This window comes from Caballeronia zhejiangensis, from assembly GCF_000698575.1.
In the GTDB taxonomy this organism is placed as follows: domain Bacteria; phylum Pseudomonadota; class Gammaproteobacteria; order Burkholderiales; family Burkholderiaceae; genus Caballeronia; species Caballeronia zhejiangensis.
In genome coordinates this window covers 50,890-66,965 of the sequence record NZ_JFHD01000037.1, presented here as the reverse complement: position 1 = coordinate 66,965, position 16,076 = coordinate 50,890, and the positions used below count along the sequence as shown (strand labels likewise).

16 protein-coding genes are annotated in these 16,076 nt (G+C 58.4%); 10 read left to right on the top strand and 6 right to left on the bottom strand.

What is annotated here, in order from left to right; translation table 11 throughout:
- A partial coding sequence (locus tag BG60_RS36440; protein WP_160172919.1) for a transposase domain-containing protein occupies positions 1-220 on the top strand: 220 nt, incomplete at its 5' end.
- An 86-nt stretch (positions 221-306) separates the two neighbouring features.
- On the opposite strand, the gene BG60_RS39725 is transcribed toward BG60_RS36440, so the two are convergent.
- A complete protein-coding gene (locus BG60_RS39725) occupies positions 307-681 on the bottom strand; it encodes a cytochrome b (protein ID WP_338152091.1) in 375 nt (124 codons plus the stop codon).
- Positions 682-1,512: 831 nt separating this feature from the next.
- Here BG60_RS39725 and BG60_RS29885 point away from each other — a divergent pair.
- Entirely contained in the window at positions 1,513-2,637 is a 1,125-nt protein-coding gene (locus tag BG60_RS29885; protein ID WP_008344675.1) for a VIT1/CCC1 transporter family protein, read from the top strand.
- A gap of 166 nt (positions 2,638-2,803) precedes the next feature.
- Here BG60_RS29885 and BG60_RS29880 read toward each other — a convergent pair whose 3' ends face one another.
- From BG60_RS29880 to BG60_RS37320, 5 genes are all read right to left on the bottom strand, one after another.
- Entirely contained in the window at positions 2,804-5,185 is a 2,382-nt protein-coding gene (locus tag BG60_RS29880) for a plasma-membrane proton-efflux P-type ATPase (protein WP_075583578.1), read from the bottom strand.
- 189 nt (positions 5,186-5,374) lie between these two features.
- Positions 5,375-6,286: an ADP-polyphosphate phosphotransferase gene (locus BG60_RS29875; protein ID WP_008344677.1), complete on the bottom strand. Its 912-nt coding sequence runs from the start codon at positions 6,284-6,286 to the stop codon at positions 5,375-5,377.
- Positions 6,283-6,765 carry a universal stress protein gene (locus tag BG60_RS37950; RefSeq protein WP_160172918.1) on the bottom strand — a complete coding sequence of 161 codons (483 nt, stop codon included), beginning with the start codon at positions 6,763-6,765 and terminating at the stop codon, positions 6,283-6,285. The genes BG60_RS29875 and BG60_RS37950 overlap by 4 nt, the downstream gene beginning before the upstream one ends.
- Before the next feature lie 158 nt (positions 6,766-6,923).
- Entirely contained in the window at positions 6,924-7,181 is a 258-nt protein-coding gene (locus BG60_RS37325) for a DUF4148 domain-containing protein (RefSeq protein WP_075583577.1), read from the bottom strand.
- Between the two features lie 418 nt (positions 7,182-7,599).
- Complete coding sequence (locus BG60_RS37320) at positions 7,600-7,917, bottom strand: DUF4148 domain-containing protein (protein ID WP_008344681.1); 318 nt, start codon at positions 7,915-7,917, stop codon at positions 7,600-7,602.
- 571 nt (positions 7,918-8,488) lie between these two features.
- Between BG60_RS37320 and BG60_RS37315 the strand changes: the two genes are divergently transcribed.
- The 8 genes from BG60_RS37315 to BG60_RS29830 all read left to right on the top strand — a co-directional run bounded on the left by BG60_RS37315 (position 8,489) and on the right by BG60_RS29830 (position 16,005).
- Entirely contained in the window at positions 8,489-8,803 is a 315-nt protein-coding gene (locus BG60_RS37315) for a DUF4148 domain-containing protein (RefSeq protein WP_008344682.1), read from the top strand.
- A gap of 24 nt (positions 8,804-8,827) precedes the next feature.
- A complete protein-coding gene (locus tag BG60_RS29860; protein ID WP_008344683.1) occupies positions 8,828-9,490 on the top strand; it encodes a response regulator in 663 nt (220 codons plus the stop codon).
- Entirely contained in the window at positions 9,487-10,872 is a 1,386-nt protein-coding gene (locus BG60_RS29855; protein WP_051078923.1) for an ATP-binding protein, read from the top strand. Before BG60_RS29860 ends, BG60_RS29855 begins: the two co-directional genes overlap by 4 nt.
- A 722-nt stretch (positions 10,873-11,594) precedes the next feature.
- Positions 11,595-11,969 carry a cytochrome b562 gene (locus tag BG60_RS29850; RefSeq protein WP_008344686.1) on the top strand — a complete coding sequence of 125 codons (375 nt, stop codon included), beginning with the start codon at positions 11,595-11,597 and terminating at the stop codon, positions 11,967-11,969.
- Between the two features lie 33 nt (positions 11,970-12,002).
- A complete protein-coding gene (locus BG60_RS29845) occupies positions 12,003-12,560 on the top strand; it encodes a cytochrome b (protein ID WP_008344689.1) in 558 nt (185 codons plus the stop codon).
- A gap of 200 nt (positions 12,561-12,760) precedes the next feature.
- Positions 12,761-13,861: an IS5 family transposase gene (locus tag BG60_RS29840; RefSeq protein WP_033537294.1), complete on the top strand. Its 1,101-nt coding sequence runs from the start codon at positions 12,761-12,763 to the stop codon at positions 13,859-13,861.
- 175 nt (positions 13,862-14,036) lie between these two features.
- Entirely contained in the window at positions 14,037-14,726 is a 690-nt protein-coding gene (locus BG60_RS29835; protein ID WP_008344692.1) for a response regulator transcription factor, read from the top strand.
- Positions 14,716-16,005: a sensor histidine kinase gene (locus tag BG60_RS29830; RefSeq protein WP_008344694.1), complete on the top strand. Its 1,290-nt coding sequence runs from the start codon at positions 14,716-14,718 to the stop codon at positions 16,003-16,005. Before BG60_RS29835 ends, BG60_RS29830 begins: the two co-directional genes overlap by 11 nt.
- Positions 16,006-16,076 lie beyond the last annotated feature (71 nt).

Sequence of the window (16,076 nt, the reverse complement as noted above, 5' to 3'; positions counted from 1 at the left end):
CTTCATGTTCGCCGGTTCTGACAGCGGTGGCGAGAGGGCCGCCGCGATGTATGGTCTGATCGGCAGTTGCAAGCTCAACGGTATCAATCCGCGTACCTATCTCGAATACGTGTTGACCCATATCGCCGATCACAAAGTCAACCGCATCGAAGAGCTACTGCCCTGGAATGTGGCCCCAAAGCTTCGCGACAAGGGCGGCCCTCCTGCCTCAACCTCCTGATTGCCTGGTAGATCACAGATCCTGCCCACGAACGCCGACTTTGGCGAATTGCCCGCGTAACGTCGAGAACGGCCCACGCGAGCCGCTTACGGATCAGCACAGAATCTCGCACGATGAAGTGATGAAACAAAGCGGGCGGCCGCGTGGAAGGCGGACATCACAATGATCGTCCATGCGATGAATTCGTGTGCCTCCCCGATGTCGTGATGAACTGACTTACTGAAAGGTGCAAACGGTGGTGGGAGCAGCAGTCCGAAGAAGCTTATGGACTCGTTTCCCGACCAACGGAGAACAAAACCAAGCACCGCCTCTGAAACCAACAGACCATAGAGCAGATAGTGAATCGCCTGGGCCGCACGCTCTGTCCAACCGGCTGTGGCGGGCGGCGTCTCGTGTCCTGGCGATAGACGCCAAACGATCCGCAGCACAATCACCGCCGACAAGAGAATGCCCAGCGACATGTGCGCCACGATCATGAGATGCCGGGTTGGCCGCGGAACGATATTCCCAGATCTGCGCCAGCCCAAATTGCGCGAGGACCAAACCGACTGTTAACCAGTGGAGGAAGATTGAAGTGTAATCGTACGTCGTACGGTCATCGCCCGCTGCAATTCGAGTGACGGTGTCGGTAGCGTTGGATAGCTGGTTGCGCTGCATAAGCTCGATCGGAAAGGACAAATTGGTTAGGATCTGGCGTCAGGGTCAATTGGAGCCGCCGGCGCTGAGCCTGTAAAGTCACGATGCATTTGGCTCAAGAATCGCATTACCGCGCCTCGGCTGTCAGGTGAATCGTTTCGGGCATCGACGTTGACGATACAGTTGATACTCGTGTACGCGAGATAGCTGACAAGCCGCGACGCGCCAACGAATGCGACCATCGCCGCAGCAACCGCCAGCCTAAATCGGGGCGGCTCAAAGATCCTCTCCGGAATCCCAAAACATTGAATAGTGGCGAGTTCAGTAAGTTGCATCAGCATCGCTGCTAGCGCTGCGGCTTTGTATGCGCACGAACGATGCGGACGAGATCTCGCTTCAAGACGGACCTTGTATGTGAGAGCTTCGCCACCGAGAGGGGGGCTTCTCGAGCAACCAGTGCCGTGATTGTAGTCGGCGATTCTTAAGAAACCCATAGCGTCTAGCCGGAATCGATGCGTGGATCGCATCTTTCTCGACAAGGACGTCCGCAAATACGAACCATTGCCATTCTTGGTTATAGGCGCACCAAGGGTCTTGCCGGCGCATTGAAGCACTTCCGGGTTAAAGTCTTACGTCTATCCCATGGCATAGCCTCTATGGCATCGAAAAACGAACTACGACGCTATCGCGCAAACTTAGCTGATGAGTTGCACAGCGCAGCGATCTACGAGACTCTCGCCCGCGTCGAAAAGGAGGCGGACCGAAAGCGGACATTCGCGGAATTGGCCTCATCGGAGCGGCAGCACGCTCAAGTGTGGGCAGATAAGCTTCGAGCTAACCATCAACGTGTTCGCACAGGCCCAAGCATTAAGACGGGACTGATGAAGGCGCTGGTCCGCGCGTTCGGCCCACGCTTTGTCCTCCCGTCGCTCGCTGCCGCTGAATTCGCAGATCGGAACAAATATGCCGGCAATCCTGACACGGCTAAGATGTCAGCAGACGAGCACCACCACGCCAGCGTCGTTCAGGCAATGGCGAACGATGGCAAGCCTGCCGCGACAAAAGGCGCCGAAATCGCCAATGCCGAGTCGTGGCACAGGGGCGTATCCTCTGGCAACGATCTTCGCGCTGCTGTGCTCGGTGCCAACGATGGGTTGGTGTCGAACTTCTGCCTGATTATGGGTGTTGCGGGCGCAGGTACCCAAAACAAGGCGATTCTCCTGACGGCACTTGCCGGTATCATTGCCGGCGCCTGCTCCATGGCGCTGGGTGAATGGCTATCGGTCACCAATGCCCGGGAGCTGGCGAAGACACAGATCCAAAAAGAAGCCGACGAATTGGAGCACACGCCTGAAGCAGAAGAGCATGAGCTTCGCTTGATCTATCGGGCGAAGGGGCTCGACAGCGAAGAAGCAAGTCGCGTCGCGTCACAAATCATGAGAGATAAGGACAAAGCGCTCGATGCCCTCACGCGCGAAGAGCTTGGCCTCGATCCAGCCGAGCTAGGCGGGAATCCATGGTCCGCGGCAGGAGTGTCATTTTGTCTTTTCGCCGTCGGGGCGGTCTTTCCTGCGATGCCATTCCTATGGTCTTCTGGTCAATTCGCGATTGTGCAATGCATCGGGTTGAGCGTCCTTGCGCTTGCAGCGATCGGGGTCTTTACGTCGCTATTCAACGGAAGAAGCGCAGGTTTCTCCGCAGTTCGTCAGATCGTCATTGGTCTTGCAGCGGCGGCTTTTACATTTGGTGTCGGACGTCTCCTCGGCGTGTCGGTTTCCTGACGATCACCCCAATTTGAATCATTTGTTATTACCCGGTCGCGACAGAGGCACCCTCACCCTTGTGCGGCCTTAGCGAGCGGCCATACTAGTCCCCTTAGGCCGAACTCCGTTACCCTCGGAGCAGCACGCAATGTCTGAACGCAAGACCTGCGCTTACAGTCATTGATCAAGTGAGCGAGAAGCGTTGAAACACGATCCGCTTGACTTGGTCGAGAACAAGCGCGAAGAGCGCAACGACGCCGACCATGACGATGACCAGTTCGATCGGAATCGGCGTCATCAGCGTCCCAGTCACGGCCATTACACTAATGAGCATCACGTCTGCAACGCTGGCAGATGCCATGGCAAATCCCGGGGCCAATGTCCATAACCGGCCATCGTTGCGCAGTACATAAACGTTGGCCTGGGTCGTGAATACCAGCATCAGGAACACCGCAGTTTGCATCTGCGTCGAGGTCAGACCTAACTGGGTGCGTGCGAGGCCGTACAACGATAGCGAGAAAACAAGCGAGACCGCAGCGAGCAGAGCAGCAGCTCCGACGAGCTGTCCGACTTGCCAGCGCTGAGGGTGGCTCGCCGGCCGCACCCGGTCAACCGCGATGCTCATCGTCACAAAGTCGTTGGCAAACAGCAGCAGCACGATCAAACGCGCCGAGATCACGAAGCCGCCGGTCAGCCAAAGACCGAGCGTGAGAAACACGACAATCTCAAGCGTCTTCACGATTTTGTTAAGAATGTAAGTCAGCATGCGACGGTGCACATCGCGCCCCATGGTGATAACGGTAAGGATGCCAGATAAACCTGGATCCGTCAGGACTATGCCGGCTGCAGCCTTCGCTACGTCCGTCGCGCTGGCGACGGCTATACCAAGTTCGGCCTGCCGAAGCGCCGGCGCGTCATTGACACCATCGCCCGTCATGCCCGTGACATGTTCAGCCTGTTGCAAAGCCCGTACGATTGCATGCTTGTCTTGGGGCAGTACTCGGGCGAAGATATCGCAGTGCTCTGGTTGACTTAGGTCGCCGCTACAGGCCACACAGACGCGCGTCCCGACACCGAGTTGCTTTCCGATGGCTCGTGCCGTCTCCAGGGCGTCGCCGGTTGCCATAATCACGCGCACACCGAGTTGGCCGAGTTTCGCAATCAGTCTTGCTGCGTCGACCCGTGGCGGATCGGCCAGACTGAGCAAACCGAGAAGCCGAATGGCCCCTGCCGGGCCGGCCGCGATCGCCAGCACGCGCGCACCGCCCTCTGCAAGCACCTGCTGTGCTGCCTGCGCGGTTTCGCGTTGGGCTGCGTCGGTTCCGCATTGGGCGAATACCGCGCTAGCCGCGCCCTTCAACACGCGCCACTCGTCGCCGTCAACTGCATAGACTCCTTCGCTTGAGCGCGTCGCCGGATCGAACGGCCGAAAGCTGATGCGTTTGGGCAGGGGCTCGGTCGGCTCACCAGCTTTGTAAGCGGCGAGAATTGCCAGGTCCAACGGATCCTGAGAGGCCTCATCGCTCGCCAGCGCCGCAGCGCGTAAGACTTCGGCGTCGTCGACGGCGGCCAGCGCTTTCACCTCTGTGACCGACAGGACGTTCTGTGTCAGCGTGCCAGTCTTGTCCGAGAGCAAGGTGTCCATCGCTGCCGCTTCCTCTACCGCGGGAAGCCGGGTAACCAGCACACCTTGTTTCGCCAAGCGAGTACTGGCGACGGCCGTGGCTAGCGTATAAGTCGCCGGCAACGCAACAGGAACCGATGCGACAAGTAGCAACAACGTGTACACCACGGTATCGGCCATCGGGAGATCATGCGTCGCGGCATAGAAGACGACGAACGCGATAAGCACAAGATCGAACCCGACCAAACGCTTGACGATCGAAAAAATCGTTCGCTGCATATGGCTGGGCGCGCTGGACGTGCGGACCAGCTCCGCGGTCCGTCCGAAGTAGGTGCGTGATCCGGTGGCGGTGACCTCGCCGCTGGCTTCGCCCTGGCGCACAACGGAACCGGCGTACGCAGGTTGCCCGGGGCCTGCATCGACGGCGAGGGATTCTCCGGTCAGCGCCGATTGGTCGAGTACGACTGCTCCGTCGAATAGCACGAGATCGGCCGGAACAAGATCACCTGCTCGCACGTGTACTACGTCGCCGGGCACCAGCTGCGCGGCCGCCAAGCGCCTCCACCCTGCGTCGCGCAGCACGCGCGCGCTGACCTGCAGTTGGTGGCGCAACAGGGTCAGAGCATTCTGCGCGCGACGCTCCTGCAAGAAGGTGACAATCGCGTTGAACGCGAGCAGAAATAAAATGACAAACGCCTCCTGGTCGCGCCGGAGCAGAATCTGAAGCGCGATCACCGCTTCGAGCATCCAGGGCACGGGTCCCCAGAGCTTGCCGAGGAACTGCTGCCATAGTGGCGTGCGAGCATCCTCGATAGCGTTAGCGCCGAACTGCTGAAGGCGACGCTGCACCTCCGCCGAACCGAGACCCATCGAATGATCGGTGGTCTGAAGCGCTGGTGGTACTTGTCCAAACCCGGTGTGACTATGAGCGGCGGTTGCCATCGAAAGTCAATGTCCCAGATAGGAAAGCCGAGGCTTGTTGACCGTAAGTTCGCTAAAGCATCGCGTGGCGCGAGTCCGGCGTCTCATGCGTCAAACGGAGGAGACTTATCTTCAGGTGTGTTCCTTGGATGGCGACGCTCCCGAGTATCGCCTTCGTTCGATTAGGCTAGTCATGTTCCTAAGCGACAGTCAGGCAGTCCGAACTGACAGATCTCGTGAAGTGTCATTCTCTTGAGCGAGCTGTTCGCGAATCTCCAACAGCTCCTTACGTCGCGCCTCAGTCGTCGCCGGGTACTGCAATTTCAAGGTGTCCAGCGTATCGAGAATGATTTGCGACACGATAAGCCGCGCGTCCTCCTTGTCATCCGCGGGCACGATGTACCATGGGGCGGAGTCCGTGCTCGTCGCACTCATGCACCTTTCATACGCATCCATGTACTGCCCCCAGAACTTCCTCTCCTCAATGTCCGCCGTGCTGAATTTCCAGTTCTTGTTCGGCTCGTCAATGCGAGCGAGGAAGCGCCTGCGCTGTTCCTCCTTCGAGAGGTGCAGGAAGAATTTCACGATACGCGTGTCATTCCGATACAGATGATCTTCGAGATCCTTGATGGACCGGTACCTGCCCATCCAGAGCGCCTCGCCCCGGCCGCAGCCGGTCGATAGTCTTTCGCCTTGCAGAATTTCAGGATGCACCCGCAGGATCAGAACCTCCTCGTAGTACGACCGGTTGAAGATACCGATACGGCCGCGCTCGGGGAGGTCGCGAGTGGTGCGCCAAAGGAAATCGTGCTGGAGTTCCTCCGTGCTTGGATGTTTGAAGCTGAACACCTGGCAACCCTGAGGGTTGACGCCCGACATGACGTGTTTGATCGCCCCATCCTTTCCTGCAGCGTCCATCGCCTGAAAGATGAATAGCACCGCATAACGCTTGTCCGCGTAGAGCAAGTCTTGAAGTTTGACAAGCCTTCCTGTGTGGTCTCCCAGCATCGCGCGATATTCATCCTTCGATTTATAGGCGGGCTTGACGCGCGTCGGCCACTTGTCAAGATCGACCTCGTCGGCCTCGCGAACGCGAAAATTTTCTGAATTGATCTCCGTCATGGCGCGAGCCCAGCCTGCGCCGCGTCCCGAAGTGATCGAGCAACCGGCACTGGGTGACCGAAGCCGGAGAACGGGGTGATCGTGTCGGCCTCGGGTTCGACGACACTGACAGCACGAACAGTAGCGCTTTCGCTCTCCCCAAGGCGGATTGCCTCGGCGAGTGCCCCGATGGCGGCCTGGCTTCCATCGATCCCAACCATTATTCGTTTGAACATTGGTTTTCCTGATCGCCAATTTGCTGAACCCTGGCGCACTTTGGTGCGCTCGCCGTTCACCGTTTCCGAGTTGTCGCGCCCCGTGTTCTCTTTTGCCGACGAGTCCGCACACCAGAATAAGTGTGTCGCACGTGCCACGAGTTGCGCGAGATCAACAAAACGCGGGATACCCAGAGCCGACGTGGGCGCACGTCGGTGCACCCGCCACCCGTTAAATCGGATATACACCAGAGGGGCGGGCTTGACGACCGACGACGCGCACATTCGCATCCATGCTCCCTGGTAAGGCAGCGATAGGCCCGTTTGCGGCGCTGAGTCGCTATCCGTGCTCTCTAAACCAGAGATGATCGGTGCGCCCCCCCGTATCTCGCAGAGGCAGGCCGACCTCGGACCACAATGTTGCCGCGCTTGGATCGCTTTGCTCATCCATGGCCAAGCCAAGGGCTTTTCGCTCTGACACCAGGGTGAAGCCTCTGATACCGCTCCTTATTTCGTTCAATCGTTGCTGCGCTAAACGGATAGTCGTGTCGGTTATAGGGAAGCCATCCGTCTACCCACGCCTGTCTGGTCTCCTCTATGACCTGCTGCCGTGTCTTTCCTTGAATCTCCTGCGCTTTAAGCCTCGACGCGCCCGCCACCGCAAGCAGCAACGCCAACGTAAATGTCAACGAGCTTCTCATTGCCAGCTCCTGATGTACCAGCGAAGAGCCCCGTCAAATAGACACGAGCGATCGCCGGCTAACGCTCGATGCGAGCTGAGCACTTCAACAACTCTCCCGTGCGAATCGTTGGTGTGCACAGCGAGGCAGGTCAACAATCCGCTCAATCCTGGGCCGCGGAGATTTAAGGATTGCCTCCCTTGCATCGAGGGCGTCATTCGATGACTATCCAACGGATGACTGTCCGACGTGCACGAGGGCTTCGGTCTCCACCAATGGCGGCGGCCTCGTCTCGCCGTGCAAACTTTCTGGGGTTTCCAGAGAACCGCCGTCGGACCTGCGCCGTGTGGCTACGTTGTCGTGACGGCGGACGCCACGCGGACGACAGTGTTTCCGCTGCTCTTTCTCAAGCTTCCCCCCACGAACGACTTCGCTCGGATCAATGGTGACTGAAGAGCGAATTCCGACCGTGATTCGCGGTAGCGTGACCCGATTCGGAAGTGGAAGTCGGAGCGCCTCCCATGCTCGATCTACCGCCATCCAAGCCGTCTCGCGCTGCAACGCGCATTTCGGCTGCTTGAATGTCCGCTGGATAGCTGACATCGTCGCGGCGGGCGGGGTTGTACCCGGCCTGCTCGATCTGTCGGAGGTCAGCGCGCACCTGTGCGCGGCTCAGCTGTGGCTGGGCTGTTTGCGCAATCGACGCAATCGGGGAGGCCAGTGTGGCGACGATAATAGATGTGAGAAGCAGTTTCATGATCAGGTTCTCCTAGAGATTCCAGTTGCAAACATGGATGTTCGCAACTGATGGAGAAAAGCTAACAAGCCATACTTAAGGTTTGGTTAAGCAGTCAAGGAGGCTGGATCGCGATCCGGCAGGTGGGACACCGTCCAGCAGCAGTAACCGCTGCTTGAAATCGCGGCGTGAAGGTTTCCAGCGCTAAGTGTCGCCTAAGACTCAGGTAATTACCTAGTCAGTGTACGGTGAGTTTGATGAGGGATTCGAGGGCTGACCTCCGCTACGCCAACAACGTCGCGTTGTTTGTCGTTGGGCAGTCCCAGCACCACCGCGACGATCGATTCTTGCCCTTGGCGTCTCCTATCGGACTTCAGAGGTCGGTCGGCAGAAACGCGCCATGGTCTGCAGTTGGAACAACGGGTTGCGCTTCATTCCTCAGAAAGCGTTGTGACACGTGGGTCATGGGCACAAAACTCTCAACATTCGCCGCGTTAACGATGTCTTAACTCTTCGCCCTCAAGCTGCGGAATACGGGCTGCCCGCGCTAACGCTCGCAGCTGTACGTCCACCTGACTGGAGAGAATCGAACATGAACACGACATTCAAGGTTTTGGCGCTGGCGCTGGTGCTGAGCGCACCGGCTCTAACGTTTGCACAGGCATCGAACACCCCTGTTTCCCGTGCACAAGTACGCAACGAGTTGATTCAACTGGAGCGAGCTGGGTATAAACCCAACAAAGTGAAATATCCGGCCGACATTCAAGCGGCGGAGGCGCGTATTGGGGCGCAAGCGCAATCGCCAAACATTGCTAGTCGAGACGTGGGTGGTACGCCGAGCGGCTTGTCACAATCGGGCGGTGCGCGGCCAGCTAGTAACTGGAAGTCCCTGTACAGTCACCACTGACTCCGGGCTTTTAAGGAATCGGATATGCGGGTACTGCTGGTCGAAGACGATGTTCTAATTGGCAGCGGGTTGCAGTACGGGTTACGGCGGGAAGGAATGGCCGTCGACTGGGTACAGGACGGGGAAGCGGGTTCCATCGCCCTGCGCACCACCTCGTACGGCCTGGTTTTGCTCGATCTGGGACTGCCGAAGCAAGATGGTCTGACACTTCTTCAGAGACTGCGGGCCCGCAACGACGCGACCGCTGTGATAATTATTACAGCCCGCGACGGCATCGCAGATCGTGTTGGCGGTTTGGACGGAGGAGCCGATGACTATATGGTCAAGCCGTTCGCGCTCGAGGAGCTACTCGCTCGCATCCGCGTGTTGAACCGTCGACACGCAGGCCGGGCACAGACGACACTGCAAGCGGGGGTGATCGAACTCGATCCGGCCCGTCACTGCGTCCTTTTACGTGGTGTGGAAGTGGGTGTGACGGCGCGAGAGTTTGCTCTGCTTCATGAGTTGATGCGAAATCCCAGCGTTGTCGTTACTCGAGAGCAACTCGAGGAGCGCCTGTACGGCTGGAACGAGGAGATTGAGAGCAACGCGATCCAAGTTCATGTACACAACCTCCGACGTAAGCTGGGTGCACAAGCGATCCGGAACGTGCGAGGGGTCGGCTATCAAATTGGGGAGATCGCGTGAAATCCCTTCGCAGACGACTGGTGCTCTGGCTGCTTCCCGCAACCCTTTTAGCGGGCCTGTTGGCAAGTGCTGCTACCTATTGGGGGGCATTGTATGAACTCGATGAAGTCCTCAGTGACCAGTTGAAGGTGATCGGCCGGCATGTGGTGGTCGATGAGGACAATCACGTGTCATTGACCGGTCTGCAGCGAAGCGACGATGACCGGATGTCTGGCGAACAATCGCACGGTGTGCTGCTTCAGGTCTGGCGCGGCTCTACACCGATTTTCAGCAGCGATCCCGATTCGAGTTTGCCGCCGCCGGCCGGCGCCGGCCTCGCCGATATCATGGTGGGTGGGCAACTATGGCATTCGTTCGTTACGCGAGAAGGTGACGTGTTGGTGCGTGTTGCGCAGTTGAGGAAGGCCCGCTGGGAAGCAGTCGCCGAAATCGCGATGCATCTCTTTTGGCCCGTGCTGTCGCTGATACCGCTGCTCGCCCTCTTCCTTTGGTTCGGGATTGGCTACGGTTTGCGGCCTCTGCGCGAGATCGCAGCAAATCTCAAACGGCGCGACGCGAACAATATGCAGCCAATCGACACCGCGGCAATGCCCGGTGAAGTGAAACCGCTTGTCGATGCGCTCAACGATCTTCTTCTTCGGCTCGATCACGCATTCACCGCGCAAAAACACTTCATTGCTGATGCCGCACATGAACTTCGAACGCCCATCATGGGTCTTGGACTGCAAGCTGAGTTGTTGGAGCGGGCATCAAGCGTCGCCGAGCGAGAGGAAATCACTGCCCAACTCAGAATGGGTGCCACTCGCCTCTCGCGTTTGTCTGAGCAGCTTCTGACACTGGCAAGGCTCGCGCCGGACTCGCAGCTCGCTGAGACCTGCCAATTCGACCTCACTGCTCTTGCTCGCTCCGTTGTAAGCGAGCGATCCAAATTCGCAGAATCCAACAATGTCGACCTCGGTCTCGCAGAAGGTAAAAAATTGACGGTCAGCGGAAACGCAGAAAACTTGCGTATTCTGTTGAACAACCTCGTCGACAACGCGATTCGGTATGGAGGAGCTGGCTCGCGAGTCGACGTAGAAGTCTACGGTCACGAGGGTCGGCCGGTGCTGGAGGTACGCGACACTGGGCCCGGCATTCCAGAGGTGGACCATACGCGCGTATGGGAGCGGTTCTACCGCGGGAACGGCCACGCAGCAACAGGTAGCGGCCTGGGTCTCTCGATTGTCCGCCGCATCGCGGAACAGCATCATGCCTCGATCACTCTGGCACATGGCCTCGAAGGTCGTGGCCTGACCGTACGCGTCTGCTTCCCAGTCGCGCGCATTCCGCATGTGTGCGTTGCAGAAAGAAGCGATGAGCCGCGCTTGCGTGAGAACAGTTAACATCGCCGCCGGGCTCGCTTCACCTACGGCTGTCCGTCGGTCCAGGAAACTTGCGCAACCGACTTTGCAGCGTGGCGGTCGGATTCTCCAGCCAGAGCCCATACGCGCTGACATCCGAGACCAAGTCCACGGCGGAAGTAGCGCGCAACTGGTTTTAGCGGCATGGCTTCGCTTAAGCTTTCGTTAACTATCGGCCTGCAGTATGGCGACGGTTGAGCCCACTCGTGGACATCTGTAATCGGGTACCGTCCCGATGGGATCGTGGGCGTTGCGACAACTAAATCGACTCTTGCAAATTCCACGGTCGGCGACGACGGGTGGCGCGGCACAAGGTAGGTGAAGGCAAGAAACAAGGCGGATGGATAGTGAACGGTATGTTTCGTCAAGCCACGCGGCAGTCGTGACATTAAAACGGCACGGCTGTCCTTTATGCCCGGCATCCGCCGGGCTCTTTTTGGATCAACGGGTTTGCGCACTCGCTTCGTGGCACATTCCGGGCTCGAGCGAGACCAATTCGTTCAGGCATTCGCGTCCAGGTCTTGAAACAAACTTGAAAGAAACAACCCTATAGATGATTTTCTCTTGGCGGGAGCGACTGCCTCCTCACGAGCACGCATTCCGACGGTCACACCTTTCTTTACGATTGCAGGCCAGTGCTGACGCTCTACTAGCCTGCGGTTTTGAAAGCCGTCAGACTTACTATTGTTACTGGATCGAACGCCATGGCAAAACCCCGGCTTTACATGAACCTCTGCGCGCTGCTGTGTGCCTCACTTCTTGCCGCCGCGCCACAAGCGCACGCTGGCGAAATCAAGACGCTGATGAAGGACATGAAGCGCGCGATGCAGGGCGCACTGGCGAGTACCACAATGCCTGAACTGCGGGGCTATGTGACGAGGTTCGAAGGCGACGCGCGGCAGGCGAGCCGCGAGTCCTATCACGATGATCAGCGCACGTACGACGAAGGCATGCAGGCCCTGCGGGAGGAACTGGCACAGGTCGAGAAGGCGATCCAGGCGAACAATATGAGCGACGCAAAGCGAGCACTGCTCCAAATCAACGGTACGAAGAAGCGCTACCACAAATTGCTTAGCTGATTCGCATAAGTCTCCCATGCGAAGAGGTAACTTATGATGAAAAAGGTTACGCGATATCCTCTGTCGGTCATTCTTCTGCATTGGCTAGTGGCGGTAGCACTTATTGGCAATTTGTTTATCGGCCTGATGTTAGACGACCATGAAAATCTAATTGCGCTTCACAAGTCAATTGGTATTCTCATACTTGGACTTGCGGCCGTCCGCCTTGCAAACCGGCTCAGGGCGCGACATATGCTGCCACGGTCGATCAACGCTGTTGGTACAGCCGCTCGCTTTGCCGAAAAAGCGGTCCATCATGTGCTTTATGTGTTGATGGTGGCTATTCCGTTGCTTGGTTGGATGAAGACTAATGCCGCCGGCCACGCCGCGCGCTTTTTCGGCTTTTTTTCTCTACCGATCATTGTCCAACAGAGCCGTGATTTATCGAAGTGGCTGGGGGAACTTCACTCGTTAGCAGCATATGGCTTGGCTGCATTGGTCGGATTGCACGTACTAGGAGCACTAACGCACTGGGCTTTGAAGTCAAAAAACGTCCTTCCGCGGATCTTACCTTCCCTGCGCCGAGGCAGCGGCGCAGACAACGCCTTTTGAAACTGGTGAGAGAGACGCGGTACGAATGTGGCTTAGCACACTCCGTCTCATGCAGAACCACAACATCCAAACCAGGCTAAAAATTAACGTCGCTGTCAAAATCGAACTAGCAGGTCGTTGAAATACCTCGTCGAACGGTCATCCTGAATAAAAGGGTGAACGTTGAATCTGATGTCATTCACGAGAGCGAGATGGAACGGATGCGCGGCAGCGATAGTTTTACCGAGTCGATGTTCACGGTGTTGAAGCTTGATGATTTCGTGCCGAAGGACCATCCGTTGCGTCCGATTCGTACATGGCTCAATGACTCGCTCAAGCGCATGGATGATGTGTTCGCGCGAATGTACGAGGCAGACGCGAGAGGTGGCCGACCAAGCATTGCACCGGAGAAGTTAGTTCGGGCGCTGTTGCTGCAGGTGTTGTACTCAATTCGCAGCGAACGGATGTTAATGGAACAGATTTCTTACAACATGTTGTTCCGCTGGTTCGTCGGTCTGCCGATGGACGGAACGGTGTGGGACCATTCGACGTTCAGCAAGAATCGCGACCGCTTGCTCGAACACGATGTACTGGTGTTGCTCTTCAACGAGACGGTCGAGACGGCCCGCGAGCGAGGCTATCTCTCTGGCGAGCATTTCAGCGTCGATGGCACTTTGATTCAGGCGTGGGCCGGGCATAAGAGCTTCGTGCCCAAGGCGAGTCCGAGCGGCGACGATGCGCCTCCAGACGAACCGCCCGCACCGAATGACAATTGGCATGGGCAAAAACGCAGTAACGAAACGCACCAGTCCACGACGGACGAGCAGGCGCGCCTGTTTCGCAAGAGCAAGGGAACGGGAGCGATGCTCTGTTATATGGGCCATGTATTGACCGATAACCGACACGGACTGGTTGTCAACGCGCAGGTGACGCTGGCGACCGGCACCGCCGAGCGAGACTGCGCGGCGCAGATGCTTGCCGATGCTGCGAGTGTCGCACCGAGCGGCATCACGGTCGGTGCGGATAAGAACTATGACACCGCCGGCTTCGTAGCCAGTTGTCGCTCGAATCGCGTCACGCCTCATGTGGCGCAAAACGAAGGGCGCTCAGGAGGCTCAGCGATTGATGAGCGAACTACACGTTGGCCAAGCTACGCGGTGAGCCAGCAAAAACGTAAACGGATTGAGCAGGTGTTTGGATGGGGCAAGACGGTCGGGCGAATTCGACAAGCGATGTGTCGGGGACTTGAACGCGTAGACCAGCTCTTCGTGCTGACCCAGGTTGGCTACAACCTGACGCGTATGCGAACACTTGCCGCTTGAACGGCAGGAAGCATCGATAGGGTCGGTTTCGTGAACTCACGAGCAGCCTCGAACGCTCACAAAGGCTTTTGTGCGATTCAGAAATGCGAGTTCAGCATCCGTCGCAACGCGCCTTAGCGCGCCAACGACGGATATTTCAACGGCCTGCTAGAAAATAACCGGTGACCAAAAGCTGATGAAAGTGCTTGTTGTCGAGGACGATGCGTCAATTGCCGCGAACCTGTACGACTATCTTGAAGCGAACGGGTACGTGGTCGACTACGCCTCCAACGGTCAGGCTGGTCTGGAGATGGCGGTCGCCGTTTCGTGGGATGCCATCCTGCTCGATTTGTCGCTTCCGTGCATGGACGGCCTCACGCTGTGCCGAAAGCTGCGCGAAGAAGCGCATCGCGATACGCCCGTGTTGATGCTCACGGCCAGGGACGCGCTCGACGACAGGCTCGCCGGCTTCATGCATGGGGCCGACGACTACCTGGTCAAGCCGTTTTCCTTGCGAGAAGTGGGCGCCCGGCTCGGTGCGCTGATCAAACGCTACAGAGGCGAAGTCGCCGCCCAAGAACTACGGGTTGCGGATGTCCGACTCGATCTGACATCGCTTGGGGTCGAGCGTGCGGGCCGACTCATCAAGCTGCAGCCGAAATGCCTGCAGCTGCTGCGAATCATGATGCAAGCGCCGGGCCGGGTATTCGGCCGGGCCGAGCTTGAATCAGAGGTCTGGGGCGACGAGCAGCCTGACAGCGACACGTTGCGCGCGCACATCTACACGCTGCGCAAGGCGCTGACGCAACGAGGCGAGGCAGAGTTGATCGAAACCGTCCACGGGCTCGGTTACCGGCTCGTCGCCCGCGACACCGATGCGAAGTAGCCTGCGCCTCAAGGTCGCGCTGGTTTTCTCGGCGCTGACGATCGTCCTGCTCATCGCCCAGGCGCTGGGCGTCAGGGTACTTGCCGAAGCGCAAGAGGAAAGGCTCATTGCCGCGTTGATCCACGATGATATGGTCAGCGTGCTGCGAAGCTACCAGGCAAATCCGTCACTGTTGCCGCCCTTCGACCAGCGCCTCGGCGGCTACGTGTCGGCAGCGGACAAGTCATCGCAGGCGCTGCCATCTCGCGTCGCCATGATGCCAGCCGGAACGCATGAGATCATCGTCGGCGGTCGGGAGATTCACGTTGCCATCGCCGCGATCGGAGGGGCGCGCTTCTATCGTGTCTACGACTTCAGCGCCTACGAAAAGCATTTCAAGGAGATGATCAACGTGCTGATGGCTGGCACGGGCCTCTTTGCGCTGCTGACGGTCTGGCTTTCGTACGGCGTCGCGGGACTGCTGGTGCGGCAGGTCGCGGGCCTTGCCCGCCAGGTCAAGGCGCTGCGGCACGAAAGCACGGCTTTGATCAATCCAGGCAGATATGACGAAGCCGAGCTCATCGGGCTGGTCGAGGCCTTCAACGACTATCATCGGCGCATGGCGGAAATGATCGCGCGGGAGAAAGAGTTCACCGGCGACGTGAGCCACGAACTGCGCACGCCGCTCACGGCGATCAAGACCAGCTGCGAACTGCTGGAACAGGATCCGGGAATCAGCGGCAAGTCGCGCGCCCGGCTTGCCCAGATCAACTGCGCGGCGGACAGCATGCACGAACTCGTCAACGCGCTCCTCATGCTTGCCCGCGACGATTCTGCTCAGGGCGTCGAGCCGGTCGATCTCACGCGCTTGATCAGGACCACGCTCGCGCCATTTGTGAAGCGCTTTGCCGCCAGCGGCGTGCAGACGGTGATTGACGTCGATAGCAGGGTTCGAGTCAAAGCGAACGGCTCCGCTTTGGCGATCGTCCTGTCAAATCTGACCGACAATGCGCTGCGGTACACCGATCGTGGCTGTGTGCGCTTTTCCTACGCGCACGGGCGGCTGCACATCGAAGACACCGGCTCGGGCATTCCTGAGCATGCGCTGCCGCACGTTTTCGACAGACTTTATCAGGCCTCGCGAACGCCGTCCGAAAGGCAGGGATTCGGTATTGGCCTGTCGATCGTCAAGAAGATCTGCGACCGGCATGGATGGGCGATCCGGATCGAAAGCGAGCAGCATCAGGGCACGCGCGTGTCGCTGAGCCTGCCCCTGGCGGAACCCGCGAGCGCCGCGTAGGACTGAGAGCCACCTTGTTGACGAAAATTTCACAACTGGGTGCGTAGCATCCGGGTCATGAGCGGTCCGCC